Origin of the sequence: Sinorhizobium sp. NFACC03 (assembly GCF_900103435.1) — a bacterium.
Lineage (GTDB): Bacteria > Pseudomonadota > Alphaproteobacteria > Rhizobiales > Rhizobiaceae > Ensifer.
In genome coordinates this window covers 465,404-490,517 of sequence record NZ_FMXF01000001.1, presented here as the reverse complement: position 1 = coordinate 490,517, position 25,114 = coordinate 465,404, and the positions used below count along the sequence as shown (strand labels likewise).

The 25,114-nt window shown below is 63.0% G+C and carries 23 protein-coding genes; 8 read left to right on the top strand and 15 right to left on the bottom strand.

What is annotated here, in order from left to right; genetic code table 11:
* Positions 1–355 precede the first annotated feature (355 nt).
* From ubiA to BLU35_RS02355, 3 genes are all read right to left on the bottom strand, one after another.
* Positions 356–1,315 carry a 4-hydroxybenzoate octaprenyltransferase gene (gene ubiA / locus BLU35_RS02365; RefSeq protein ID WP_093232052.1) on the bottom strand — a complete coding sequence of 320 codons (960 nt, stop codon included), beginning with the start codon at positions 1,313–1,315 and terminating at the stop codon, positions 356–358.
* Between the two features lie 70 nt (positions 1,316–1,385).
* Positions 1,386–2,192: a MipA/OmpV family protein gene (locus tag BLU35_RS02360; RefSeq protein WP_093232051.1), complete on the bottom strand. Its 807-nt coding sequence runs from the start codon at positions 2,190–2,192 to the stop codon at positions 1,386–1,388.
* A gap of 172 nt (positions 2,193–2,364) precedes the next feature.
* On the bottom strand, positions 2,365–3,180 hold the full coding sequence (locus BLU35_RS02355; RefSeq protein ID WP_057250763.1) for an AraC family transcriptional regulator: 816 nt from the start codon (positions 3,178–3,180) through the stop codon (positions 2,365–2,367).
* 109 nt (positions 3,181–3,289) lie between these two features.
* Here BLU35_RS02355 and BLU35_RS02350 point away from each other — a divergent pair, with 109 nt between their 5' ends.
* The 5 genes from BLU35_RS02350 to BLU35_RS02330 all read left to right on the top strand — a co-directional run bounded on the left by BLU35_RS02350 (position 3,290) and on the right by BLU35_RS02330 (position 10,078).
* Positions 3,290–4,486: an MFS transporter gene (locus BLU35_RS02350; protein WP_058320406.1), complete on the top strand. Its 1,197-nt coding sequence runs from the start codon at positions 3,290–3,292 to the stop codon at positions 4,484–4,486.
* Between the two features lie 172 nt (positions 4,487–4,658).
* On the top strand, positions 4,659–5,699 hold the full coding sequence (locus tag BLU35_RS02345) for a polyamine ABC transporter substrate-binding protein (protein WP_093232050.1): 1,041 nt from the start codon (positions 4,659–4,661) through the stop codon (positions 5,697–5,699).
* Positions 5,696–8,065, top strand: a complete 2,370-nt coding sequence (locus BLU35_RS02340; RefSeq protein WP_093232049.1) for a putative bifunctional diguanylate cyclase/phosphodiesterase — start codon at positions 5,696–5,698, stop codon at positions 8,063–8,065. The genes BLU35_RS02345 and BLU35_RS02340 overlap by 4 nt, the downstream gene beginning before the upstream one ends.
* Positions 8,066–8,171: 106 nt before the next feature.
* Entirely contained in the window at positions 8,172–9,443 is a 1,272-nt protein-coding gene (purD, locus tag BLU35_RS02335) for a phosphoribosylamine--glycine ligase (RefSeq protein ID WP_093232048.1), read from the top strand.
* Positions 9,444–9,550: 107 nt separating this feature from the next.
* On the top strand, positions 9,551–10,078 hold the full coding sequence (locus BLU35_RS02330; protein WP_093232047.1) for a plant virulence effector HPE1-like domain-containing protein: 528 nt from the start codon (positions 9,551–9,553) through the stop codon (positions 10,076–10,078).
* Positions 10,079–10,196: 118 nt separating this feature from the next.
* Here the strand turns inward: BLU35_RS02330 and BLU35_RS02325 are convergent, their stop codons facing one another.
* From BLU35_RS02325 to BLU35_RS02300, 6 genes are all read right to left on the bottom strand, one after another.
* Positions 10,197–10,697, bottom strand: coding sequence for a 2-thiouracil desulfurase family protein (locus tag BLU35_RS02325; RefSeq protein WP_093232046.1), 501 nt, complete (start codon positions 10,695–10,697; stop codon positions 10,197–10,199).
* Positions 10,698–10,819: 122 nt separating this feature from the next.
* Positions 10,820–11,200, bottom strand: coding sequence for a cupin domain-containing protein (locus BLU35_RS02320; RefSeq protein WP_093232045.1), 381 nt, complete (start codon positions 11,198–11,200; stop codon positions 10,820–10,822).
* A 118-nt stretch (positions 11,201–11,318) separates the two neighbouring features.
* Positions 11,319–13,484 carry a glycine--tRNA ligase subunit beta gene (glyS, locus tag BLU35_RS02315; protein ID WP_093232044.1) on the bottom strand — a complete coding sequence of 722 codons (2,166 nt, stop codon included), beginning with the start codon at positions 13,482–13,484 and terminating at the stop codon, positions 11,319–11,321.
* A 112-nt stretch (positions 13,485–13,596) separates the two neighbouring features.
* Complete coding sequence (locus BLU35_RS02310) at positions 13,597–15,528, bottom strand: DUF2207 domain-containing protein (protein ID WP_093232043.1); 1,932 nt, start codon at positions 15,526–15,528, stop codon at positions 13,597–13,599.
* Between the two features lie 123 nt (positions 15,529–15,651).
* On the bottom strand, positions 15,652–16,923 hold the full coding sequence (locus tag BLU35_RS02305) for a 3-phosphoshikimate 1-carboxyvinyltransferase (protein ID WP_057250780.1): 1,272 nt from the start codon (positions 16,921–16,923) through the stop codon (positions 15,652–15,654).
* Between the two features lie 86 nt (positions 16,924–17,009).
* Entirely contained in the window at positions 17,010–17,558 is a 549-nt protein-coding gene (locus BLU35_RS02300) for a LemA family protein (RefSeq protein WP_057250782.1), read from the bottom strand.
* Positions 17,559–17,811: 253 nt separating this feature from the next.
* Between BLU35_RS02300 and BLU35_RS02295 the strand changes: the two genes are divergently transcribed.
* A complete protein-coding gene (locus BLU35_RS02295; protein WP_057250783.1) occupies positions 17,812–18,009 on the top strand; it encodes a hypothetical protein in 198 nt (65 codons plus the stop codon).
* On the opposite strand, the gene BLU35_RS02290 is transcribed toward BLU35_RS02295, so the two are convergent.
* From BLU35_RS02290 to BLU35_RS02265, 6 genes are all read right to left on the bottom strand, one after another.
* On the bottom strand, positions 18,010–18,561 hold the full coding sequence (locus tag BLU35_RS02290) for an AAA family ATPase (protein ID WP_057250785.1): 552 nt from the start codon (positions 18,559–18,561) through the stop codon (positions 18,010–18,012).
* On the bottom strand, positions 18,558–19,514 hold the full coding sequence (locus BLU35_RS02285; RefSeq protein WP_093232042.1) for a glycine--tRNA ligase subunit alpha: 957 nt from the start codon (positions 19,512–19,514) through the stop codon (positions 18,558–18,560). The genes BLU35_RS02290 and BLU35_RS02285 overlap by 4 nt, the downstream gene beginning before the upstream one ends.
* A 127-nt stretch (positions 19,515–19,641) precedes the next feature.
* Positions 19,642–19,833 (bottom strand): hypothetical protein, encoded by a 192-nt coding sequence (locus tag BLU35_RS02280; RefSeq protein ID WP_057250790.1) that lies wholly within the window; start codon positions 19,831–19,833, stop codon positions 19,642–19,644.
* A gap of 131 nt (positions 19,834–19,964) precedes the next feature.
* Positions 19,965–20,831, bottom strand: coding sequence for a S49 family peptidase (locus BLU35_RS02275; protein ID WP_057250793.1), 867 nt, complete (start codon positions 20,829–20,831; stop codon positions 19,965–19,967).
* A gap of 147 nt (positions 20,832–20,978) precedes the next feature.
* Entirely contained in the window at positions 20,979–21,767 is a 789-nt protein-coding gene (locus BLU35_RS02270) for a tRNA1(Val) (adenine(37)-N6)-methyltransferase (protein WP_057250794.1), read from the bottom strand.
* On the bottom strand, positions 21,764–21,985 hold the full coding sequence (locus BLU35_RS02265; protein ID WP_057250796.1) for a putative signal transducing protein: 222 nt from the start codon (positions 21,983–21,985) through the stop codon (positions 21,764–21,766). The genes BLU35_RS02270 and BLU35_RS02265 overlap by 4 nt, the downstream gene beginning before the upstream one ends.
* Before the next feature lie 107 nt (positions 21,986–22,092).
* Between BLU35_RS02265 and BLU35_RS02260 the strand changes: the two genes are divergently transcribed.
* Both BLU35_RS02260 and BLU35_RS02255 read left to right on the top strand, forming a co-directional pair.
* Positions 22,093–23,109 (top strand): polyprenyl synthetase family protein, encoded by a 1,017-nt coding sequence (locus BLU35_RS02260; protein WP_058320418.1) that lies wholly within the window; start codon positions 22,093–22,095, stop codon positions 23,107–23,109.
* A gap of 162 nt (positions 23,110–23,271) precedes the next feature.
* Complete coding sequence (locus BLU35_RS02255) at positions 23,272–25,113, top strand: tetratricopeptide repeat protein (RefSeq protein ID WP_093232041.1); 1,842 nt, start codon at positions 23,272–23,274, stop codon at positions 25,111–25,113.
* The last annotated feature ends 1 nt before the right edge of the window (position 25,114 follow it).

Here is a 25,114-nt window from a genome sequence, read left to right as displayed (position 1 = left end):
CACGGAAACAGCTCCGCCGCCTTCTTCGTGCCATATCGGGTTCATAGCCAAGATCACGAAAGAAGGAGAAACCCGATGCGCAAGCATATCGCCGCCGCCGTTGCTGTCATCCTGTCCAGCTTCCGTGCGCGTCACGAGGCGAAGGAGCGCAAGGCCGCCCGCGAGATCAGCTGGGCCTGAAGCTTTTGCGGCCCGCCACTACAGCGCCGCGCGTCTTTTCAGACGCGCAAAGGTCGCTGTAGCAATTTCAGGGCTGCATGTTTTTATCCTTAAACCGACTAGGATTTAAGGAAACATGCAGAGGCGGGACGGACCGAATGCATGAAGAGGATCCTCCGCCGCGACGGAGGATTTTTCATATCAGGCGAACAAGAAACGCCAGCACCAGGCCGACAAAGATGATCAGGCCCACGACCCCATTGAACTTGAACAGCGCCAGGCATTGCGCCGGATCGTGGATGTTCAGCACCAGGATCTGATAGGTCAGCATCGCCGCCGCAATCAGAAGTCCGATATAGGCAATGGCGCCGGCACCGGCAGCCACGAAGGACATAAGCAACAGCAGCGTCGCGATGCCATAAAGGCCGATCAGCCACGGCCGCGGATTTTCGCCGAACCGCCTTGCCGTCGAACGCACGCCGATCAGCTCGTCGTCCTCCCGGTCCTGGTAGGCGTAGATCGTGTCATAGCCGATCGTCCAGGCAATCGCCGCACCGTAGAGCAGCACGGCTGCCAGCGACAATGTACCGAACGCGGCCGCCCAGCCCATCAGCGCGCCCCAGGAGAAGGCGAGGCCCAGGAAGAATTGCGGCCAATCGGTAAACCGCTTGGCGAAGGGATAGATCGCCACGATCGCGAGCGACAGAATGCCGAGCACGATCGAGAAAGTATTGAACTGCAGCAGTACGACAAGGCCGACGAGCGCCTGCAGCACCATGAACACCTTCGCCTGAAGACGCGAAACGCGTCCCGACGGCAGCGGCCGCGAGCGGGTGCGCGCAACCTCCATATCGATGTCGTGGTCGACGATGTCGTTGTAGGTGCACCCGGCGCCGCGCATGGCAATCGCGCCGGCGGTGAACAGGAAGCAATGATACAGGAAGCGGCCGAACGAGAATTCTTCGGTGCCCGCCGCTGCGCCCGTCGCCAGCGCCACGGACCAGAGGCAGGGCAACAGCAGCAATTGCCAGCCGATCGGACGATCCCAACGGGCAAGCTGCGCATAGGGCCAGAGCGCACGCGGCAGCACGCGATAAACCCAGTTGTTGGAGGGCGCGTCGTGGACGCGGCCGGAATCGGCGGAGAACGTGTTCATCCCCCTGTTTGACGCCGCCCGTCCGGCCGGTCAAGCGGCGAGATCGTCGCGGCGCCGGACCAGCGCAATGTCAGGGAAGGGTGAAGTCGAAGCGGTAGGTCGCCGACAGACCGACCAGGACCTGGTTGCGGCTGCCACGCTCTTGAACGAGGCTGGAATCGGCGGCAGGGCCAAGCAGGCGCCGATACTCGGCATAGGCACTCGTCTCAAGCTTCTCCGTTGCCTGCCAGGTGATCGCGGCGCCGACGCCGGCGGATCCGACGCCGCCATGCGGATAATACGTGGCGAGGCCGGATGCGGCAGACTCGCGGTCGTTCACGCCATAATAGGCGCCGTAGTAGTCGCTGGTCGCAGCGGTCAGGCGTGGACCGCCGGAGATGCGGACATTGCTGCTGACATCGGTGAGGGCGTCGGCCGCAACGTCGGCGACGATACCGTGGTGGCTGCGAATGCCCTGGCGAACTTCGGCGCGCACCCGCAGCCAGTCCGTCGGATAAACCTCCGCAAAGCCGCCGACTTCACCGCCGAACTTGATCGGATCGAGGCCCTTCAGGTCGCTGGAGGTGCTGGCGTCGCGCTCGAAGATCAGCTTGCCGACGAGACCGGCACGGAAACTTCCCTGGTCGACGAGCGCATAGGACATGTTGTCGTTGCGCGAGGAGAAGCGGACCGAGCTGCCGGCCTTGCCGAGCGAGATCAGGGGCGCGGCCTGGAACATGCGCTTCGAGGCGCCTTCATACTTCGGGCCGAGGAAGCCGGTGGCACCGACCTTCAGATACCAGTCGCCGGACCAGAAATACTGGCCGTCAGCGGCAGAGGCGGCGTTGGCCGACAGCAAAAGGGTTCCAGAAAGGAGGACGAGAGAACGGATACGCAAGAAACAACTCCGGAAGAATCATTCGCCGGGGCGAAGTTTGACCGTGCCGCTGCGCCGAAGGAGGGAGGTGGGCAGGAACGACACGAGGGCGGTTTATTGCGGCTTGTTCCTACGATTCCGTTAACCAGGTCAATTCAACCTTCCTTTGCCATACCCGGTTGGCGAACCCCGGTCACTGGCCAAGATAGGTCTTGAGATAGACGCTCGGCGGGCTGCCGAGCATGCGGCGAAACATGGTGGTGAAGGCCGCGACATTCTCATAGCCGGCATCAAGGGCCACATTGGTGATTGGCTCGCCATCGGCAAGGAGCGGCAAGGAAGCGAAGATACAGGCCTGTTGGCGCCAGGTGACAAAGCTAACGCCCGTCTCCTTGCGGAAGAACCGCGTGAATGATCGCCGGCTGAGGCGCATGCGATCCGCCCACTGGTCGATGCTCGCTGCCGCCGATGGCGCCTGCAGGAACTGTCGGCACAGCGCCGCGAGCTTCTCGTCGCGCGGAAACGGCAGGCCGAGCGGGCGTTCCTGGAGTCGGCCGATTTCTTCCAGAAGCAGATCCGTGACCAGTTGTTCGCGCCGCTCCGACATCGTCTCGTTCTCGACGCTGACGAGCGCATCGACAAGGCTGCCGGCGAGCGGATTGATTTCCATGACCATCGGCCGTTCGGCGCGCAGCAGTTCCGGCGCGAAGTAGATGGAGTGCATGCGCACGTCACTGATCATCTCGGCCGAGTGCTCCATACCGGCCGGGATCAGCAGGGCATGGCCGGGCGGAACCATCCACCGCCCGCGCTCGGTGCGCATCAGCACGACGCCGCCGCGCGCCCACCAGAGCTGCGTGCGCGTATGGCTGTGGAAGGGAACCAGAAGACCGGCGCTATAGTCTCGTCCGAGCGCCAGCACCGGGGCGTTTCCCGTCTCGACCCAATCGAGGTTCCGGAAGTGATCGTCATCGGGAAGCTGCGGCAAGGGATATCGGCGGATCGGCATTTGGCCCACTCACGAAAGAAATCGACCAGATCACAAAAGCAGGCCAATCGCAACCTCAGTACAGATAGCCCTTGCCGCATACAACCTTCGAGACGGCAAGGAATCACCCATGTCTACCGTGACCTCAACTTCCGGGATCTCGCCGGAAAAGACGGCCTTCTCCGTCATCCTGGCTGTCAGCTTCTGCCATATGCTGAACGACATCATGCAGTCGCTGCTGACCGCGCTCTATCCGCTGCTCAAGGCGAACTATTCGCTCGATTTCGTGCAGATCGGCCTCTTGACCTTTACCTTCCAGCTGACGGCGTCGATGCTGCAGCCGGCCGTCGGCATCATCACCGACCGCTGGGCGCTGCCCTATTCGCTGCCGCTCGCCATGCTTTCGACCTGCAGCGGCCTGATCCTGCTCGCGAATGCGCATGATTTCTGGGTCCTGCTGGTGGCCGCGAGCCTGATCGGCATCGGCTCGGCGATCTTCCATCCGGAATCGTCGCGCATCGCCCGCCTCGCCTCCGGCGGTCGCCACGGATTGGCGCAATCGCTCTTCCAGGTGGGTGGCAATGCCGGCAGCGCCATGGGTCCGCTGCTTGCCGCCTTCATCGTCATTCCCTTCGGCCAGGGAAGCCTCAGCTGGTTCTCGATCGTCGCGATCATCGGCTTCTTCGTGCTCTCCTGGGTCAGCACCTGGTATGTGCGCCATCGCCGCACCACGATGAGCCGGCCGGCACCGAGCCGTGCCCTTCCGCTGCCGAAGGGGCGGGTCATGTGGGCGGTCGCCGTGCTCGTGCTCCTGACCGCCACCAAGAACGTCTACATGGCGAGCATCTCCAGCTACTTCACCTTCTTCGTCATCGAGAAGTTCGGCATCGACGTGCAGCAGGCGCAGCTCATGCTGTTCCTGTTCCTCGGCGCGGCCGCGGCCGGAACCTTCCTCGGCGGGCCGATCGGTGACCGTTACGGCGCCCGCTTCGTCATTTGGTTCTCGATCCTCGGCGTCATCCCCTTCGCCTTGCTGTTGCCCTATGCGAACCTCTTCTGGACCGGGGTCCTGTCGATCATCATCGGCCTGATCTTCTCCTCGGCCTTCTCGGCAATCGTCGTCTTCGCCCAGGAGCTGGTGCCGGGTCGCGTGGGGCTGATCGCCGGCGTCTTCTTCGGTTTCGCCTTCGGCTTCGGCGGCATGGGCGCGGCCGTGCTCGGCATCTTTGCCGACCGGCAGGGCATCGAGTTCGTCTACACCATCTGCTCCTATCTGCCGCTGCTTGGCATCCTCACGATCCTGCTGCCGAAGATCCCCGCGCGATAGGCTCTTCGCGCCGAAATCGCTTCCGTTTTCACCGGGCGCCGCCATGCGGCGCCCGGTTTTCGTCTTGCGCCACAAGCAGCACGCGACACCCCATCCCCGTCGCAGCCCCACGTAATCATTCATCAATTTTTGCGCGCTACGGTCGTCTGACGGGCTTGGGCAGGGGTATAGAATGCAGGGGCGAACGGCGATTCCGGCCTTTCTGGCGACGTTGCTATTTGCAACGGCGGCACCGGCCGAGACCCTGAACCTGCTGATCTGGGAATCCTATATCGACCAGAAGATCCTTGATCGCTGGACGTCGATAACAGGCGTCGCGGTGCACCAGGTCTATTACGATAGCGGCGACACCCGCGACGAGGTGCTGGCCGACCCGAACAGCCGCGTCGACCTGGTGGTAACCGGCGAAAACAGCGCCGCCCTCTTCGGTCGCAAGGGCGTGCTCGAAAAGCTCGACGAGACCAACGTCGCCTCGCTCCGGGACTATGACGAAAGCTGGCGCAAGCGCTGCTCGGGCCGAGGCCTGCCCTATCTTTGGGGCACGATGGGCATCCTCTACCGATCGGACGTCGTTCGGGAGGCGCCGGCCTCCTGGCAGGATCTCATGCGCCCAACCCCGGCACTCTCCAAGCATGTCGCCATGTACGACGACCACAACGAGGCCTTCGTCGCGCCGCTGATGCTGCTCGGCCAATCGATCAACACCAACGACAGCGCCACCTTGAAGGCCGCCTTCGGCCTGATGAAGGAACAGGCGCCCTCGGTGCTCACCTACGAATATATCATCAGCTCGATCCAGAACCCGACGGTCAGCAAGGACATCTACATGGCGCTGGGCTACAGCGGCGACCAGCACGTGCTGAACGACAAGGCAGGTACGCCCGGCGTCTGGCGCTACGCCGTTCCCAAGGAAGGCACGCTTTCCTGGCTCGATTGCATGTCGGTCGTCGCCAAATCCCCGAACAAGGACCGCGCGCTCGCTCTCCTCGACTATCTCGGCTCGCCCGGCAGTGCTGCCGCGAACGCGCTGGCGCTCAACATGCCGACGGCAAGCCGGGCAGCCTATGCGCTCCTGCCGGAAGAAGTCCGCGCCGACCCCGCCATCTACCCCTCACCCGACATCCTGGCCAAGAGCCAGTATCAACAGGAACTGTCCACAGAGTCGGTGCAATTGCGCCGGCGCATCATCAGCACATTGGCGAACTTCCAGTGAATCTCGGCAAACGCGCGCTCATCCTGATCTTCCCCGTCGTTCTCGCTGGCTACCTACTGGCGGCAGTCTCGGTCCACGTCACGCAGAGCCGCTCCATCCGCGCGCTCGAACACGCCAAACTGTCGCAGCGCCTGGAACATGCGGCCGCCGTCTTCCAGAACGAGATCGGCCGCAGCAAGGGCTTCCTCAATGCGCTCTTGAACGGCAACTCGCTGCGCCAGTATGTTTCAGAGACGGACGAGAACTACCGCGCCAATGCGCTTGGTGTCAGGCTGCAGGAAAGCATCAAATCACTCCTGGACGACCCGACGGGCTACGTGTCGCTGGCGCTGCTGACTTCCGATCTGAAGACGGACTACTATTTCGAAAACAGCTGGGACCCCTTCGCCCAGATCGACGAGGCCCAGCTCAACCTCGCCCGTCGATTGATCCGCGAAGACACGCTCGCCGACTGGACCTATCTTTACGAAGCGGGACAAAGACCACGCATCGTTTATTCCTTCTTCCTCGATCCGGTCGCCTTCACCCGGCCGCTGCCGAGCAAGAAATCGAGCGCTCTGCTCGTCCAGGTCGCGATCCAGCCGGACCGCTTCCTCGACATGCAGCAGGCACTGAAGAAGGAATACGGCTCCGACATCGTGCTCCAGCCCTGGCCGCTGGCGATTACCGAAGACCTTTCGGCAAGCGTTCATCTCGGGCCCTCGCTCTATGCGACGCTCACGGTTTCGAGCGAACATTTCGATGCGCTGTTGGCCAGGCAGAAGATCCTGCTGGCGCTCGGCGCCGTGGCGATGAGCCTGTTCTCGATCTGGCTGATCATCATGCTGATCCGCCGCTTCATTACCGACCCGATCGCAAGCCTCGACGCCAACGTGATGGCGGTGATGGTGGGCGCGCGCGACGAGATCCGCGACATGGAGGAGAAAGGCGAGATCGGGCGGCTGACGGAAAATATCCGCGAATTGCATCGGCAGTCGGTGCAATCGCTGAAACTCGTGCAACGCAGTTCCTGGACCGACACCCTTACCGGCATCAGCAACCGCGGCCATTTCAACGCGCTTGCCGCCGGCGCCGTGCGCGAGGCAATCGCCGCCGGCGAGAAGTGCAGCCTGCTGTTTATCGACATCGACAACTTCAAGTTCGTCAATGACAAGCACGGCCACGAGATCGGCGACGAGCTCCTGAAGACGCTGGCCGTCCGCATCGGCGAGCGTGTCGATGCCATTACCAAGCGGCGCGGCCAGAAGCCGGCCATTCTTGCCCGCCTCTCCGGCGACGAATTCGCCGTTTTCGTGCGATCGCGACCCGGCGACGGAACGGTCCGGGAAATCTCGGCCGCCATTCTGGGATTGTTCGAGGACGGCTTCGAAGTCTCCGACAAACGCTATCCGGTGACCGCAAGCATCGGCGCGGCGATCTGCCCGGACGATGCGACCAACCTTGCCGAGCTGATTTCGAATGCCGATGCCGCGATGTATCAGGCGAAGACCAGCGGCAAGAATCGTTCGGCCCGTTTCTCGCGCGCGCTTCACGATAAGCGCACGCGGCTGCGCCAGATCCAGGACGAGCTGCGCGCGCTCGATCCGGACGAACAGTTCCATCTCGTCTACATGCCGATGGTCGACACCGAAGGCCGCGTCACCGGCTGCGAAGCGCTGCTGCGCTGGTACTCGCCCGTCCTCGGCAATGTTACCCCGGATGAATTCGTGCCAATCGCCGAAAGCTCCGGCCTCTTCACCAAGATCGACTGGTGGGTGATCAACAAGGCGATGTCCGATTGCCGGCAGCTCAAGGCGCTGTTCGGCCCGGAAACGGTGCTGGCAATCAACATCTCCTCGGCCGAACTGCACTCCAAGGCGATTGCCGACCATTTCTCTGACTGCCTGGAGCAACATGGGCTGGAGGCGCGTTCGATCGAGATCGAGCTCACCGAAACCTTCGCCGTCAAGTTCAGCGACCAGCTTCGCCGCAACATAGATGCCCTGCGCCAGAAGGGCTTCCGCCTTTCGATCGACGATTTCGGCGCCGGCTACACGTCCGTGCAGCAGATCATCGAATACACGGCCGACACGATCAAGCTCGACCGGGCGCTGGTCTCGAACCTGACCGCGTCGCAGTCGCTGCCGGTGCTCAAGGCGCTCATCGCGCTCTGCCACGCCAAGGACGTCGCCGTCGTCGGCGAAGGCATCGACACGCCAGAGAAGCTTTCGATGCTGACCGCAGCCGGTTGCGATCTGTTCCAGGGCTATCTCATCAGCAAGCCGCTGCCGATCGGAGATCTCGGCATCTGGGCGCTGACGCGCACCGCCCGCTACGCGCACGACGAAGGGCTGGATGACGTACAAACTCGGCAGGCCATCGCCTGAACGGTGGCGATTGCGGGAATCGCTGCCCGGACTCCCGTTTTCCCTTGACCTTGCCGCCCTGCCGTCCTAACCGCAGCGCAGCAATTTCGGGATATCGGGGGCTGCAATGAAGGTTCTTCTCATCGGATCGGGTGGGCGCGAGCACGCCCTTGCATGGAAGATTGCGCAGTCTCCCAAACTGACGAAGCTCTACGCGGCACCGGGCAATCCCGGCATCGCCGAAGAAGCTGTCATCGTCGCGCTCGACACGGACGATCATGCGGCCGTCACCGATTTCTGCCGCAAGGAAGCAATCGATTTCGTCGTGGTCGGTCCTGAGGGCCCGTTGGTCGCCGGTCTCGCCGACGTCCTGCGCGCAGCCGGCATCGCCGTCTTCGGCCCGTCTGCCGCCGCCGCCCAGCTCGAAGGCTCCAAGGGCTTCACCAAGGATCTTTGCGCCCGCTACGACATTCCGACCGGCGCCTATGGCCGCTTCACCGATGCCGAAAGCGCCAAGGCCTATGTGCGCGCCCAGGGTGTGCCCATCGTGATCAAGGCAGATGGCCTGGCAGCCGGCAAGGGTGTCACCGTCGCCATGGCGCTCGATGAGGCGCTCGCTGCCGTCGACGATTGTTTTGCCGGCGCTTTTGGTGCTGCCGGCGCCGAAGTGGTGGTCGAGGCCTATCTCGATGGTGAGGAAGCAAGCTTCTTCTGCCTGTGCGACGGCAAGACCGCGTTGGCGCTTGCCTCCGCGCAGGATCACAAGCGCGTCGGCGACGGCGATACCGGGCCGAATACCGGCGGCATGGGCGCCTACTCGCCCGCTCCGGTCATGACGGCCGAGATGATCGAGCGCACGATGAAGGAGATCATCGAGCCGACGATGCGCGGCATGGCGGAAAGCGGCCATCCCTTTTCCGGCGTCTTCTTTGCCGGCCTGATGATCACCGCCAAGGGCCCGGAGCTAATCGAATACAATGTCCGCTTCGGCGACCCGGAATGCCAGGTGCTGATGATGCGGATGAAGAGCGATCTTCTCCCGTTGCTCTATGCCGCGGCGAGCGGCACGCTCGCAGGCATGGTGGCCGATTGGCGCGAGGAGACGGCGCTGACCGTCGTGATGGCCTCCAAGGGCTATCCTGGCAGCTACGCCAAGAACACGCCGATCACCGCCCTGCCCGTGGCCTCGGCCACCACCAAGGTGTTCCACGCTGGCACAGCGATGAAGGATGGCGCCCTGGTCGCGACCGGTGGCCGCGTGCTCAACATCACCGCAACGGGCGCAAATGCAGGCACGGCCAAGGACAGAGCCTATGCGGCGGTCTCGGCCGTTTCCTGGGACAACGGCTTCTACCGGCACGATATCGGCTGGCGTGCGGTTGCACGCGAGAAAGCGTGATCCGGAGCGGAACTCATTTCCGGATCATTCTATTTTTACCAATTCTCCTGACGGGAAAGTAAGGGAGTGCGCATATTCTCGCCGCTAACAATTGCGGGAGAAAGCGTATGCGCCTGTTGCTGATCACCACCGTCCTCGGGCTTGCCGCCGGCAACGCAGAGGCGTCGTCGATCGAGGCGCTCGCGTCGGGCACGACCGACAACGCCAGTGTCGCCACCGTCTCCTGCGCCGCGTGCCCGCCGCTGCAGTCGAAGAAGAAGGTGACCTATGTGGTACCCACGATCGCTGCGGGCGACGAAACGGTCGAGCTCAAGAAAATCAACGGCGAGATGAAGATGGTGCGCACCGAAGCCTGGCTCGGTGGCTCCCCGGTCGTCTTTGTCAGCAAGCCTTCGCAGGAGATCATCAAGGCGGCTTCCGCCGACAGTGATGCCTCCCCGACGGTCGTCGTCTCGACGAATGCGGACGACCAGAACCCGGTGGCGGACGACGCGAAGATGATCGCGATCGACCAGACCGCAAAGACCGCCGCGGTCACGCCGATCGGCGCCTCCATGGGCGGCTCAGTTGCACCGCCGACCGAAGACGGCTCACAGCAATTTGATCCGTCCACCCTCGAACTTCGGCTAGACTGATCTCCTATCGGGAAAGTTCCCTGCCCCGCTCAGCTGTCCCCTGCATGCAAGGCTGACGGGCGTTTCGCTGCACAGCGAGAGATTGCGCCCCTGAGAGAAGCAGGGGCGCAATCTTTTATTATGGGCCTTCCAATCCTTCGATCCGCGCGACCAGCGCCTCGATCTGCCTGTCCGAATAGACTTCGATGCCATTGCCGGCGAGCAATGCTGCCGTCACACCCTCGCCCGGATGGCGAGCGCCGGAAAAGCTGCCGTCATAGACGAAGCCGGGTCCGCAGGACGGGCTGCCATCAATCAGCAGCGCAAAACGACAGCCGGTTTCCTTCGCCAGCGCAAGCGCGTTTTCGGCGGCCCGCACGAAGTCTTCGGTCACGTCGCGGCCGGTGATCTCCACCACCCTCGCCTCGCCTTCGAGCACATCCTTGCCGACGGCGCCTGAAGCAATTTCCGCTGGCGGGCGCGGCACCGGCATGCCGGCAGACATTTCCGGACAGATGGTCACGAGACGGCCTTCGGCGCGCCAGCGATCGATCGCCGGATGAAGGAGCGGTTTCGACTGACCGTCATAACGGACGGCATGGCCCATGAGACAGGCGCTGACGAGGATCTTTGCGGGCATATGCCTTCCTACTCCGAGGCGGGATGGTCATCAAGCGCGATCCCGACCCTACAGCGCCGCGCTGCATGAATTCGTCCTCAAATCGAGGTCGATTTGAGACATGCAGTGAGCAGCCACGCGCGTCAGATCCAGCGATCGTTTTCCGCCGTGCGTTCGCCGCCCTCATGGCCGGTGTTGAGGGTGCCGCGCGGCTCGATCAGCAGCATCTTCACCTCGCGCTCCGCATAGGGCTTGTGCTCGACGCCCTTCGGCACGACGTACATCTCTCCTGGCCCAATCGTCACCGACCCGTCGTGGAAATCGATGCGCAGTGTACCTTCAAGCACGATGAACGCCTCGTCGGTATCCTTGTGATCATGCCAGATGAAGTCGCCCTCGATACGCACGATCTTGAACTGATAATCATTGAGTTCGGCAATGACGCGCGGCTGCCACTGATCGCTGAAGAGCGAGAGTTTTTCGGCGAAATTGATCGGCTTGTGGGTCCTCGTCGCGGTATCCATCGGCTGTCTCCATCTGCGTGATGGAGACAGGTTATAGGTCGCCTCACGGCGACCCGCTTGAACGTTTGTGCGGGAGCAACAGCGGATGCTTCCGGAGCCGGGAGCCGACCTTTTCGCCTTAGCCTGCGATCTTGGAGAAGTCCGCGACAGTGCCGGTTGCCGAACGGATCAGGCCAAGCAGCGCCAGGCGGTTCGCACGGATCGCGGCATCGTCATCATTGACCAGAACGTCGTTGAAGAACTGATCGACCGGCTCGCGCAGCCTTGCCAGCGCTTCCATCGCCGAGCGGAAGTCTTCCTTGGCGATCGCGTTGCGCGCTTCGCCCGAGCCGGTTTCGACGGCCTGGTGCAGCGCCTTTTCGGCATCGAGACGGAAGAGGCCGGCATCGACGGCGTCCGCGACGGTCGTTCCCTTCTTCTCTTCGGCCGCGAGAATCTGGGTCGCACGCTTGGTGCCGGCCAAGAGGTTGCGACCTTCCTCGTCGGTGATGAACGCCGTTAGCGCCTCGACGCGGCGGGCAATCATCAGGAGGTCGTCCGAATCCGACGTCAGAACCGCGTCGATCAGGTCGTGACGGGCGCCGAGATCGCGCAGATAGACCTTGAGCCGGTCATGGAAGAAGGAGAGCAGATCGGCGGAAACGTCGCCTGCAAGCGCCGGCTTCTGTGCTCGGAGAGCAACGAGCGCGGCTTCGAAGGCCGGGAGCAACGCCAGGCGCGCCTTGCCTTCGAGGATCAGGCGGATAACGCCGAGTGCCGCGCGGCGAAGCGCATAGGGATCCTTCGAGCCGGTTGGCTTTTCGTCGATCGCCCAGAAGCCGACCAGCGTGTCGAGCTTGTCGGCAAGCGCGACGGTCACCGCCACCGGATCGGTCGGCACGCGATCGGACGGGCCCTGAGGCTTGTAGTGATCCTCGAGCGCATCGGCGACCGACTGCTCTTCGCCTTGAAGCAGCGCGTATTTGTGACCCATGATGCCCTGAAGCTCGGGGAATTCACCGACCGCTTCGGTGCGCAGGTCCGCCTTGGCGAGCACCACGGCGCGGTCGACGAGCTTCTGATCCGCGCCGGTCACCTTGGCGAGTTCGGCGGCCAGCGCCCGGATGCGGGCGACGCGTTCGCCCTGCGTGCCGAGCTTGGCGTGGAAGGTGACGTTCAGCGCGTCGAGCTTGGCCATGCGCTGGTCGAGCGGCTTCTTGAGATCGAGAGCGAACTTTTCCGCGGACGCTTCCAGCGTTTCGAGATCCGGCAGGTTGCCCTGGTCGCGGTGCCAGAAATGGGCGGCGTCCGAAAGGCGGGCGCGCACGACCTTGCCGTTGCCGTGCACGATCTCCTTGCCGCCGTCCTTCGCCTCGATGTTCGAAACGAGGATGAACTTGTTGGAGAGCGTTTCGGCGCCAGGTGCGCGGGTGACGAAACACTTCTGGTTGGTCTTGATGGTCAGACGGATGATTTCCGAGGGAATTTCGAGATAGGCATCCTCGAAGCTGCCCATCAGCACCTGCGGCCATTCGACGAGGCCGGAGACCTCTTCCAGGAGACCCTCGTCCTCGACGAGCTCCAGGCCATTGGCGAAGGCGACGTTACGCGCGTCGGCAAGGATCATTTCCTTGCGGCGCTCGCCATCGAGGACGACCTTCGCCTTTTCGAGCTTCTCGGCGTAGTCGGCAAAGCGGCGAACCGTAATCGCCTCAGGCGCTTGGAAACGGTGCCCATAGGTGACGTTCGAGGCAACGATGCCGTCGACTTCAAACGGGATCACATGCGTTTCCTCGGTTTCCGAGCCGAAGGTGCAGACGATCGACTGCAGCGGGCGGACCCAGCGAAGCGCACCGGGCTTTGCCGACGCAACGCCGGAGCGCATCGGCTTCGGCCAGGGGAAATTGCGGATGATGCCGGGCATCGCCTCGGCGATGATCTCTTCGGCCGGACGGCCCGGCTTGACGATATGGGCGACGTAGAAATCGCCCTTCTTCGGATCGCTGTGGACATGCGCCTCGCTGATCGAGGAGAGACCGGCGCCACGCAGGAAGCCTTCGATCGCCTTCTCGTTGGCGTCGGTGCGCGGGCCCTTGCGCTCTTCGCGAATATCGGCGGAGCGGGCGTTGAGGCCACGGATATCGAGCGTCAGCCGGCGCGGCGTCCAATATTCGCGCGCACCCTCATAGGTCAGGCCCGCCTCGACCAGGGCATCGGTCAGCAGCTTCTTGAAGTCGCCGGCCGCCTTGCGCTGCAGGCGGGCAGGAATTTCCTCGGAGCGGAGTTCGATAAGAAGATCGGGCATGGGAGCGACTTTTTCTGTTCCTGACGGTTGCGGCGGACTTAGCAATCTCTGGCAACATTGTCACCAAGCGCCGCGATGATTTTGGCTTTCTATGCCCGAGCGCGCTGCGGATTCACCAACCACCACCGCCGCCACCGCCACCGCCGCCGCCGGAGAAGCCGCCGCCGGTCGAAAAGCCTGACGATGACGATTTGGGCGGGGGAGGCAGGGACGAGGTCATCGTGTCCGCCATCGAACCGGCAAATCCGCCGATACGGTCGCCGAAGGTGCTCGAGCCGAAGCCGTCGCCGTGATACCAGCTCGGTTGATAGGCGGCCGCCGCCGCCGCGGCGGCGAGCAGCCATCGATCGAAGGTCTCTGTCCACGGTTTCTCGACGCCGAGCGCTACCGCATAGGGCAGAAGCGTCTCGAAATGCCGGGGCGACATTTCAGGCGCGCCCTGCATGTTCATCCGGTCCTTTTCGGCGAGCGTCATGTACTGCCTAAGCCCGTCGATACCATCCATCATCCGCGTGCCGAGCGGCGTCGGCGCACCCATCAGGAAGAAGAACAACACGTTGACGAGGACGATGGCGCCGATCACGAACAACAGCGGCAACTCATCGGTTTCGGCTGCCGAGTAGAAGACGGCTGCGAGGATCGCCGAGAAGATCGTGAGGGCCACGAAGCCGATGAAGGCGACCACCACGATCGACATGATCCGGCTCATCAGGCTCTTCTCACGGCGCAGCGACTTGCCGAATGAGACGGCGAGGATCGACACGAAGAAGGCGATGAAGACGGGAACGATTACCAGCGGCAGGCTGTCTTCGCTGAGATCGCCGAAGAGGAAGACCGCCGCGACCGCCAGGACCGACAGGACGACCCCGGCGACGATGTAGCCGCTGTTCGCCAGGTAGTACTTGCCGCGATGCTCGCGCTCCATGGCATTGCGAAAATCCGCACCGGTCGCCTGCACTCGTGTGCCATGAGCGCGATCGATCGTGAGCGTGCCGCCGGCCGCATTGACCGCCTTCATGACGGCCGCTTCGCCGGTCGGCAGTTTTTCGTTGCTTCCCTTGCCGGTGGCGGCGATGACGATGGCGTTCTTGAGATCTTCGAGAACCACGTGGCCCTTGACCGCGAGGTTGAGTGCTGCCGCCGACAGTGCGGTCCAGCCTTCGCCGGAAAAACCCTTGTTGTCGATGTAGTTGACCAGCGCCGGCGAGATGCCTTCCGGCGGATCCCAGCGCGGCACCATGACGCCGCGGTCCGGGTCACGCCCGACCCGCAACCAGGCCTGGCTGTAATAGATGAGGACGAGGACGAGCCCGGCACCGGCGATGACAAGCGCGAGGTGGTCACGCAGCCACCAGGCGTTCTCCTGGCTGGAGGACGGCCTGATGATGCTGCCCTTCGGCATCTTGATGGCGATCGTCAGCCCTTCGCGCGGATCGAGACGGCGGGTGGTGGCGAAAAAGATCTCGCTGCCGTCCCGCGAGCCTCGGGCGTCCTTGCCGGTCGCGCCGTAGCCGCCGGTGAAGAAATCGAGTGCTTCCACCCTAACGCCTTCCGGCAGGGTCACCGTGGCGCTCGCCTCGTCGATCGGGAAGTCCCACTCCGTGCCGGTCACGTTCCAGTAGAGTTCGTCGTGATCGTCGAAGAAACGGATCTGCCGGCCGGTCTCGTAGGTGAACTGGAAGGTATGCTCACCCGGGTCCAGAAACACCTCGGCAGAACCGGTGTAGATGCGGACGCCGCCGCTGATCGACTCCGTGCGGTAGGGCTCCTCCTCGCCATCGCGCTCGACCGATAGCAGCTCGAAGTCGACCTTGCTGCGCTTGCCCTTCGCATCGGTGAAGGTCAAAGGCAGGTCGCGATAGATGCCGCGGCGGATCTTGTTGCCCTCGACCGTCGCCGTGATCGTCTCCGTCACGGTCATCGTGCCGTCCTTGGCGAGGTCGATGACGGAGCGATAGGCGGAGAAGACCTCCTCCGCCCGCCCGATGCCCGCCGTCGCCAGCAAAAGAACCAGAATGGCGAATGCGGCAGCGAGACGGGCCATGCGGATCAAGCTTTCTTCCGGTTGAGGGTCAAGTTCCGGTTGGGGGTCAAGGCGCGGCGATTTGATAAGTTAGAGCGGGATGCGGGCGGAAAACCGCATACACTTTTCCTCATCCGCTCTCGATCACGGCCGGTCGCCGGTGAATTCGACGCCGAGGGATGCGAGCGCGTCCCAATAGGCCGGATAGGTCTTGGCGACGCAGCCAGGGTCCTCGATGGTGATGCCGCGGATCTTCAGGCCGGCAAGCGCGAAGCTCATGGCGATGCGATGATCGGCAAAGGTGTCGATCGATGCCGGCAGGGTCTGGCCGGCAAGACCCGGGTCGGACGAGACGATGAGGTCGTCGCCTTCCTCATGCGCAAGACCCGGCCGGATCGCTGTCAGGCCCAGCGAAAGCGCGCGCACGCGGTCGCATTCCTTGACGCGCAGATTGGCGAGACCGACGAAGCGTACCGGCGTGTTGTTGAAGGCGGCGAGCACCGCAATCGTCGGGATCGCGTCTTGCATCTGCGAACCGTCGATGACAGCAGGCAGGTTCGGGAAGCTTGAGATCACTGCATGAGCGCGCGCATCTGGCTGGGAGAAGGCTGTTGCCGGGACGCCGAGATCGATGGCGCCGCCGGTCAGCACTTCCGCCGCCCAGAGATAGGTTGCAGCCGACGCGTCAGGCTCGATGACATAGTCCGCCGCACGATAGCCGGTCGGGGCGACCTGCCAGACGGACGGGCTCACCTGCTCGACTTCGGCCCCGAAGGCGCGCATGGCGGCAACCGTCAGGTCGATGTAACCACGCGCGCCGATCTCGTCGCCGGCAAGCTCGATGCTGACAGGCCCCTTGGCGCCCGGAGCCGCCATCAGCAAGGCAGAGACATACTGGCTGGAAAGGCCGGCATCGATGACGACGCGGCCGGCCGGAAAGCCGCCGGTGCCCTTGACGGTGACCGGCGGGCAGCCGGTCTCGGAGGTAACCTCGACGCCGAGGGCGCCGAGTGCTTCGACCAGCGGCTTGATCGGGCGCTTGCGCATATGCTGGTCGCCGTCGACGACGACTGTGCCATCGACGAGAGCGGCCGCCGCCGTCAGGAAGCGCGTCGCCGTTCCGGCATTGCCGAGGAACAGCGGTGCAGCCGGCGGGAGCAGCTTGCCCGTGCTGGTCACGACGAATGTGGTTTCATCCGGCTCGCTGACCTCGACACCCATCGCCCTGAGTGCATCCGCCATGTAGCGGGTGTCGTCGCTCTTCAAGGCACCCGTCAATCGGCTCGTGCCTTTCGCAAGGCCGGCCAGCAAAAGCGCGCGGTTGGTGATCGACTTCGAGCCCGGCGGGCGCACATGGCCGCGAAGCGGATGGTCGGTCGGCAGGATGGTCAGCTTCTTCATGGTATCGGTGGTCATCGAATAGGTCTCTTGATGCGAATGAGCTGCGGCGGGAGCCCGCGGCCGGGATGTTCGTGGCGATCGGAACCGCGGATGGGAAAAGCTCAGAACTTGACCTGCGGCACCGCGCGATCGGCTTCGTTGGTGATCTCGAAATAGCCGGCTTTGACGAAACGGAAGGCGTTGGCGATCAGGTTCGACGGGAAGCTCTCGACCTTGACGTTGAGATCGCGGGCAGCGCCGTTGTAATAGCGGCGCGACATCTGGATCTCGCCCTCGATCGTCTCCAGTGAGCGCTGCAGTTCGGCGAAATTCTCGTTGGCCTTCAGATCCGGATAGGCTTCGGCAAGCGCGAACAGCTTGCCGAGCGCCTGGGACAGCGCGCCTTCGGCCTGCGCTCGCCCCTCGACATCGCCTGCAGGCACCGCTTGCGCCCGGTTGCGCATGGCGATCACCTCTTCGAGAGTCGACTTCTCGTGCGCCGCGTAGCCCTTCACGGTTTCGATCAGGTTGGGGATGAGATCGGCACGACGCTTCAACTGCACATCGATGCCGGACCAGGCCTCCTCGGCGATCTGCCGCGCCTTGACGAGACCGTTATAGACGAAAACCAGATACAGGATCACGACGACGGCGATTGCCAGACCGATCATAGGGTGCCCTCCAAAATTGCCCGGCCGAGATTAGCACCGGCTTTCAAGCTGCAAAGGCCTTTCTACCGCAATTGCGCGGAGAAACGCACTCCTCCCCAACTGTCGCTTCAAACGGAGACAATGCGCATTCCCCCTCGTGAACACAGTGTTCGCGTGCGGCGTCCAATCCCTGTTCCAACGGGAACGGCAGCATTGCTGACCTTCAGCCATATTCCAATCCAGAGAGCAACTCCTGGAAAACGAAGCTAAGGTCATGAAAACGTTCGCACCCCTCATCAACGCAATCGCCTTCACGGCGCTTTTCGTTGCCTATGCGAACGTGTCCATCGCAGAGGAAAAGCCGGTCGGTGTTCGTCGCGCCTTACAGACCTATGCGGGTCAGATCTACACCGGCGCCTACCCCACCCTGGACCAGGCCAACAACGCTGCCGCCATCGTCAATGTTGTTTGATCACGCAAAGATACGGCCGGCGATATGCTCGGCGGCCTCATTGGCGCCAAGCGTCGTCACATCGATCTCGACAACCGCATGACCATTGCCCCGCAGCAATCTGTGTCTGGCCCTAAGGTCCAAAAGGATCGCAGGATCGGTCAGCTTGTGTTGCTTTGACCGTCCGGCCCTTGTCAGCCGCTTGAGATTTTCCTCGACATCGCAATCGATGACGACCGCAACGAAGCGGGCGCCGCGCAGGCGCGCAAGCTCGGCGTAGTCTTCGAAGGCGCGGGTGTCGGAGGCGTCATCCGAGAGCGCATCGGTAAAGACGAAGGATTGTTCCCCTGGCGCCCTCGCCAAATGGTCCAACACACTCTCACGGATCGCCGCGCGCAGCGATCGATAGAGCGGTGTGCCGCGCGCAAACAGCGCCTCGGCCGGATTGATCAGCGTGTGGTTGTCGGCAAGCCGCGCGCCCAGCCTTTCGGCCAGATGGCGCGCGATCGTCAGCTTGCCGGTTCCCGGCCAGCCGTTGATGTGAACGACGAGGCCGGACGGTTGCGTGATCAAGCCGCGTCCCGGTTGAAGTTCGCGCCGCCAGCGTCGGTCAGCAGGAAGGCTTCGCCGCAGGCCTTGGCCAGCGCTCGGACGCGCAGGATGTAGCTCTGGCGTTCGGTGACCGAGATGACGCCACGGGCATCGAGCAGGTTGAACACGTGGCTCGCCTTGATGCACTGGTCATAGGCGGGGAAGACGCATTTGTGCAGCTGATTGTTGCTGTGATCGCCTGGTGCGCCGGCGGCCAACAATGCCTGGCACTCCGCTTCGGCATCGATGAAGTGCTGATGCAGCATGGCGGTGTTGGCGTATTCGAAATTGTAGCGCGAATATTCCTGTTCCGCCTGCAGGAAGACGTCGCCATAGCTGATCTTCTCGGCGCCTTCGCGGCCGTTGAAATTCAGGTCGTAGACGTTGTCGACGCCCTGCACATACATGGCGAGACGCTCGAGACCGTAAGTCAGTTCACCGGAAACCGGCGAGCATTCGATGCCGCAGACCTGCTGGAAATAGGTGAACTGCGACACTTCCATGCCGTCGCACCAGCACTCCCAGCCGAGGCCCCAGGCGCCGAGCGTCGGGCTTTCCCAGTCGTCCTCGACAAAGCGGATATCGTGCAGCAGCGGATCGAGGCCGATCGCCTCCAACGAGCCGAGATAGAGCTCCTGCAGGTTGGACGGGTTCGGCTTCAAGAGCACCTGGTACTGATAGTAGTGCTGCAGGCGGTTCGGGTTTTCGCCGTAGCGGCCGTCGGTCGGGCGACGCGACGGCTGCACATAGGCGGCACGCCAGGGGCGCGGACCAAGCGCGCGCAGGGTCGTTGCCGGATGGAAGGTACCGGCGCCCACTTCCATGTCGTAGGGCTGCAGGACGGCGCAACCCTTGTCGGCCCAGTAGTTGTGCAAAGTCAGGATCAGGGCCTGAAACGAGCGCTTCGGGTTCATATGATCGGGCAGAGTGGTCATGGATCGCGTCCGGATTTCTTCATAAAAATTGAGCCGGACAGGTGCCACGCCTGATGAGAAGGGTCAAGCAACTACAGCGCCGGCCCGCCAATTAGACGCGCCGGAGCCTCCGCGCCCTTTGATCTCGCTACTCGTCGTCGCGTTTCAGCCTGTACTCACCGGTCTCCGGATCCTGGACCAGCGTGCCCTGCGCCCCGGTCCGCTCCTCGCGGCGGGTCTGTTCACGCTGGCGCGTCAATTTCTGCGCATCGGCCACGAACTTGCGGTAGCCGAGCCAGAAGACGAAACCTGCAATCAGGAGCAGGATGAGTTGCGGCATTTTTCCTCCAAGGACATCACGCGTGAGCCAGGGCGCTTCCGATCAAATTCAGTCGTCGAAACGCCCTATCTCATGTTCTACGCAATTCCGGATGCGAAACCGTCGTACAATTTCGCTGGAATTGCTTGGGCTCAAAGCCCGAACCGCGCCCACAATGCCCTTTCCTCGATTGCTTCGGCAAGACCCGCTGCCGCCGACGCCGCCAAGGGCTCGACAAGGGCGCCGGCAACGGCCGTGCCGGTCTGCCGGCGGCCGAAAAGGCTGCGCACCGGCTGGATGAGTTCGAGCCGCGCCTTGTCGCCGTAACGCTTCTTCACCTCGCCGCGCAGATCGCCGAGACCGTCGATTAGCCCCAGTTCCAATCCGCGCCGGCCAGTCCAGAAAAGGCCGGAGAAGATATCCGGATCATCGGCGAGCATCTGTCCGCGACGCGCCTTCACCATCTGGATGAAGGTATCATGGATGTCGAGCTGCAGGTTCTTCAGAAACGCGATGTCCTGCTCCTTTTCCGGCTGGAACGGGTCGAGCATCACCTTGTTTTCGCCGGCGGTATAGACGCGTCGTTCGACGCCGATCTTCTTCAGCAGCTCCGGAAAGCCGAAACCGCCGGAAACGACGCCGATCGAGCCGACGATCGAGGTAGGATCGGCGATGATCTCATCGCCGGCGAGTGCGATCATGTAGCCGCCGGACGCTGCAACGTCCTCGACGAAGATCAGGACGCGCTTCTTCTTCTCCTGGGCGAGGTCCCGGATACGCTGATAGATCAGGCGCGACTGCACCGGGGAGCCGCCGGGCGAATTGACGGAGATCGTAACCGCAGGCGCTTCCTTGATTGCAAAGGCCTTTTCCAGAAGCGGTGCCGCCGTTGCCAGGTTGAGCGCCGGCCGGAATTGCCCGCCGCCAGCCATGATCGCACCGTGAAGCCGGACAACGGGGATCGTCACGCCTTCCCTGCGAAATCGCCTCGGCAACAACCGTCTCAGGAACGCCTTCATTTCAACTCCTGCCTACTGGATCGCTTTGGAGCAGCGTGAGGAAAACGGCATGGCACCTTTCCTCATGCCGCTCCGATGGCCAAATGTATTGGCCCATCCATGGCATGTATGCACTGCCACGACAAACGCAATGCCGCATACGGTAAATCAGCGGCGGCGATAGGCGGCACGACCGTTGTTGAGATCGTCGACATGATCAGCGAAGCGATGCCCCTCCTCATGCATGACGAGTGGCGCGCGCAACACCAGCCGCTTGCGGCTCTGCTTGATCGCCGTCACCAGGATGCGCACGGCGTTTTCGCCGACACGCGGATGCAGCGCAGTGATCTCGATGCCGCCGAAGCGGCGGCCGCAGGCGGCGATGATCTCGGCGATCGATTCCGGCCGGGCAATCAACGACAGTTGCCCGCCCGGCTTCATGATCGCACCGGCCGTCTTCACCCAGACCTCGAAGAGCCCGTCGCTCATCGCATGGGCCTCAGCCTTGAGGCTGTCCGGCGTCTTTCGGTCGGAAGCGTCGTTGAAGGGCGGATTCATGATCACGTGGTCGAAGCTGTCATCCGCCAGACCCGCCGCGACACGCGCCTTGCCGGCAAGCGAGACATCGGCCTCCAGCACCGAGACCCGCGAAGCAAAGCGGGCATTCTCAGCCAGCAGCAGGCTGCGACGGGCATACTCCGCCATGATCGGTGAGCGCTCCACCAGCACCACCTCCGCAGCTGCGATCCGCGAAGCGACGGCCATGCCGGCGGCGCCCGCACCGGCGCCAAGATCGGCGATGCGGCAGGGATGATCCGAGGAAACGAGCGATGCCAGCAGCATCGCGTCCATGCCCGAGCGATGTCCCTGCCCCAGCGGCTGAACGACATGGAACTTGCCGCGATGGAAGGCATCGACGGTTTCGGTTGCGGCCGCCAGCACTGGGTCCGAGTTCACGACCGCAACTCCGCCTCGAGCCCGGCGTCGATCAATATCCGCCGCGCGGCTTCCGCGTCCTCGTCCGCGACCAGAAAACGGCGGGGCAGCAGGCCGAGCGAGCCTTCCAGAATGCTCATCCCCTGATCGGCGATGAGACTTGCGATGCCGGCATCCTTCATCAGGCTCTCGGCAAAGGAGAGCACGACGGCATCGTTGGTACGGATCAATTCCTTCATCCGGCGGTTTTTCCTGTCCTATTTCAGCAAGCGGGACAATTCGCCTCTTGCCGCACGGGACACCCCTTCCTATTGTCGAAAGCGACAATGAAAACAGGAGTCCCGGTGTGGGCGTAGTGATACCGCTGGAAGACAGCAAAAACAAACAGGCGTCCGTTAAGCCGCTCGTCGACCTGACAGCGCCGGACATGGAGCGCGTCAACCAGCTCATCCTGTCGAAGGCCGGTTCCGACGTTCAGATGATTCCCGAGGTCGCCAACCACCTGATTTCTTCCGGCGGCAAGCGCCTGCGCCCGATGCTGACGCTCGCTTCCGCCTCGATGTTCGGTTACGAGGGCGACGCCCACGTCAAGCTCGCCACCAGCGTCGAGTTCATGCATACGGCGACGCTGCTGCACGACGATGTCGTCGACGAAAGCGACCTTCGCCGCGGCAAGTCCACCGCGCGCACGATCTGGGGCAACCAGGCGAGTGTTCTTGTCGGCGACTTCCTGCTCGGCCAGGCCTTCCGCATGATGGTCGATGTCGGCTCGCTCGACGCGCTCGACGTGCTCTCGACGGCGGCTTCGGTCATCGCCGAAGGTGAAGTTCTCCAGCTTTCCGTCGCCAAGAACATGGAAACGACCGAGGACGATTATCTCCAGGTCATTCGCGCGAAGACCGCGGCACTCTTTGCCGCTGCCGCCGAAGTCGGACCGATCGTCGCCCAGACGAGCAAATCCGACCGCAATGCGCTGAAATCCTACGGCATGAACCTTGGCCTCGCCTTCCAGCTCGTCGACGACGTGCTCGATTACGGCGGCTCGTCGAGCGACCTCGGCAAGAATGTCGGCGACGACTTCCGCGAAGGAAAGATCACGCTTCCGGTGATCCTGTCCTACCGCCGCGGAACGGCAGAAGACCGGGCCTTCTGGCGCGAGGCGATCGAAGGCGGCGACAGCAGCGATCAGAACCTCGAAAAAGCGCTCGGCCTAATCAAGCGCTACGGCGGCTTGAGCGACACCATCGCGCGCGCCCAGCACTACGGCACGATTGCCCGCGATGCGCTGGCACCGCTGCCGGCGTCCCCCTGGAAGTCGGCGCTCACGGAAGTGATCGACTTCTGCATCGACCGGGTAAGCTGACGGGACCTCAACCCTACCGGGACGACCGACAGGATTTTCTTGCCGCATTGCGCCAAAAAAGCCATTCTGTTCCTCAAGAGTTGCGCTGGGCTATATGTGGCTGACTCCGGAAACAACCCTCAGTGGTGCGCAAGACCGAGCAATCGGCACGAAAGGTTTGACATGCGGCAAATGACGATCCTCCGCCTCCTTAGCGGCGCAGCACTGCTGGCTCTCGCCGCAGTCAGCGGCAGCCACCAGGCCTTCGCGGAAGACAAGGTCGCCGCTGTCGAGGAAAGCGAACCCTTTGACATCAAGACGGTGAACACTTTCGCCGGCGCCTTCCTCGCTGCCCGCACCGCCGATACGGATCGCGACTTCGCGTCCGCCACCGAGCTCTACAAGATCGCGCTGCAGTTCGAACCAAACAACAACGACGTCAAGCAGCGGCTGATGATCACCCTGCTGATGGCCGGCCAGTTCGATGAAGGCGCCAAGATTGCCGAGCAGCTGAAGTCAGACCCGGCCGTCGAGCGCATCACCATCGTGATCCGCGCGATCGAAGCGATCCGCAAGCGCGAGTATCGCAATGCGCAGAAGCTCCTCAACTACCAAGGCCCCAACGATCTCGACCGGCTGATGAACGGCCTGCTTTCCGCCTGGGCGAAGTTCGGCCAGGGCAAGCCGAAGGAAGCGCTGGCACAGATCAACGGCCTCGAGGGCCCCGACTGGTTCCGCGTGTTCAAGAACTATCATGCAGGCGCGATCGCGGTTGCCGCGGGCGACAAACAGACGGCACGGACCAGGCTCAACGATGCCATTCTGGACCGGGAAGGCGGAAGTGCTGCGCCCGACACCTTCATGCGGGCGGTCGAAGCGCTGGCTCGGTTCGAGGCGCGCGAAGGCAACAAGCAGAAGGCGCTCGACACCGTCGCCGTCGGCGAGAACATGGTCAACAACTACACGCCGCTGCAGGCGCTGAGGACCGACATAGAGAACGGTGTTCCGCAGGAACAGCAGGTCAAGAATGCCAGCCAGGGTGCTGCGGCCGTGCTCTTCTCGATTGGTGCTGCGCTCAATCGCGACGGCGCCGAGGATATCGTTTCGCTCTATCTGCAGACCGCCCGCCGGCTCGACCCCGACAGCGCCGACATCCTCGTGATGCTCGGCGGCATCGCCGAAAACCTGAAGAAGCCGAACGAGGCGATCGAGCTTTACAAGGCTATCCCGGAGACCTCGCCGATGCGGCGCGTCTCTGAACTGCAACTCGGCCTGAGCCTGGCCAGCATCGGGAAAGTCGACGAAGCGAAGAAGCACCTGAAAGCGCTGATCGACGTCGATCCGAAGAACATCCGCAACTATCTCGCCTATGGCAGCGTGCTCTCCGACGCCAAGGACTACAAGGAGATGGGCACGCTCTACGACCAGGCCGTCGAACAGATCGGACCGGTGCCGAAGCGCAGCGACTGGACCGTGTTCTTCCAGCGCGGCATTGCCTACGAGCGCCAGAAGCTTTGGGACAAGGCCGAACCGAGCTTCAAGAAAGCGCTGGAACTCAACCCGGACCAGCCGCAGGTTTTGAACTATCTCGGCTATTCCTGGGTCGACATGAACATCAATCTCGACGAAGGCCTCGAGATGATCCGCAAGGCGGTCGAACTGAAGCCCGACGACGGCTACATCGTCGATTCGCTCGGCTGGGCCTATTTCCGCATGAACCGCTTCGACGATGCGGTGGTGGAACTGGAAAAAGCGGCTGAACTGATGGCCGGCGACCCGACGATCAACGATCACCTCGGTGACGCATACTGGCGCGTCGGCCGCAAGCTCGAAGCGGTGTTCCAATGGACGCAGACGCTTGAGCTGAAGCCCGAGGAAGCCGAGATCCCGAAGATCAAGGCGAAGATCGAAAACGGCCTGCCGCCGCTGAAGGAAGAGGTTCCGGCCTCCGCCGATGCCAAGGAAACCGCGCCGAAGAAGGTGACCCCGGAAGCGGAAGCGCCGGCGCCGGACAAGAAGTCCTGAT

Bases quoted from the DNA above. Each gene is read 5' to 3' on its own strand.
- BLU35_RS02295 (WP_057250783.1), top strand. From the start codon at position 17,812: ATGAAAACGTTCGCACCCCTCATCAACGCAATCGCCTTCACGGCGCTT.
- BLU35_RS02350 (WP_058320406.1), top strand. From the start codon at position 3,290: ATGTCTACCGTGACCTCAACTTCCGGGATCTCGCCGGAAAAGACGGCC.
- purD (WP_093232048.1), top strand. From the start codon at position 8,172: ATGAAGGTTCTTCTCATCGGATCGGGTGGGCGCGAGCACGCCCTTGCA.
- BLU35_RS02300 (WP_057250782.1), bottom strand. From the start codon at position 17,558: ATGATCGGTCTGGCAATCGCCGTCGTCGTGATCCTGTATCTGGTTTTC.
- ubiA (WP_093232052.1), bottom strand. From the start codon at position 1,315: ATGAACACGTTCTCCGCCGATTCCGGCCGCGTCCACGACGCGCCCTCC.
- BLU35_RS02265 (WP_057250796.1), bottom strand. From the start codon at position 21,985: ATGAAGGAATTGATCCGTACCAACGATGCCGTCGTGCTCTCCTTTGCC.
- BLU35_RS02310 (WP_093232043.1), bottom strand. From the start codon at position 15,528: ATGGCCCGTCTCGCTGCCGCATTCGCCATTCTGGTTCTTTTGCTGGCG.
- BLU35_RS02280 (WP_057250790.1), bottom strand. From the start codon at position 19,833: ATGCCGCAACTCATCCTGCTCCTGATTGCAGGTTTCGTCTTCTGGCTC.
- BLU35_RS02325 (WP_093232046.1), bottom strand. From the start codon at position 10,697: ATGCCCGCAAAGATCCTCGTCAGCGCCTGTCTCATGGGCCATGCCGTC.
- BLU35_RS02320 (WP_093232045.1), bottom strand. From the start codon at position 11,200: ATGGATACCGCGACGAGGACCCACAAGCCGATCAATTTCGCCGAAAAA.
- BLU35_RS02285 (WP_093232042.1), bottom strand. From the start codon at position 19,514: ATGACCACTCTGCCCGATCATATGAACCCGAAGCGCTCGTTTCAGGCC.
- BLU35_RS02345 (WP_093232050.1), top strand. From the start codon at position 4,659: ATGCAGGGGCGAACGGCGATTCCGGCCTTTCTGGCGACGTTGCTATTT.
- BLU35_RS02255 (WP_093232041.1), top strand. From the start codon at position 23,272: ATGCGGCAAATGACGATCCTCCGCCTCCTTAGCGGCGCAGCACTGCTG.
- BLU35_RS02305 (WP_057250780.1), bottom strand. From the start codon at position 16,923: ATGACCACCGATACCATGAAGAAGCTGACCATCCTGCCGACCGACCAT.
- glyS (WP_093232044.1), bottom strand. From the start codon at position 13,484: ATGCCCGATCTTCTTATCGAACTCCGCTCCGAGGAAATTCCTGCCCGC.
- BLU35_RS02275 (WP_057250793.1), bottom strand. From the start codon at position 20,831: ATGAAGGCGTTCCTGAGACGGTTGTTGCCGAGGCGATTTCGCAGGGAA.
- BLU35_RS02355 (WP_057250763.1), bottom strand. From the start codon at position 3,180: ATGCCGATCCGCCGATATCCCTTGCCGCAGCTTCCCGATGACGATCAC.
- BLU35_RS02330 (WP_093232047.1), top strand. From the start codon at position 9,551: ATGCGCCTGTTGCTGATCACCACCGTCCTCGGGCTTGCCGCCGGCAAC.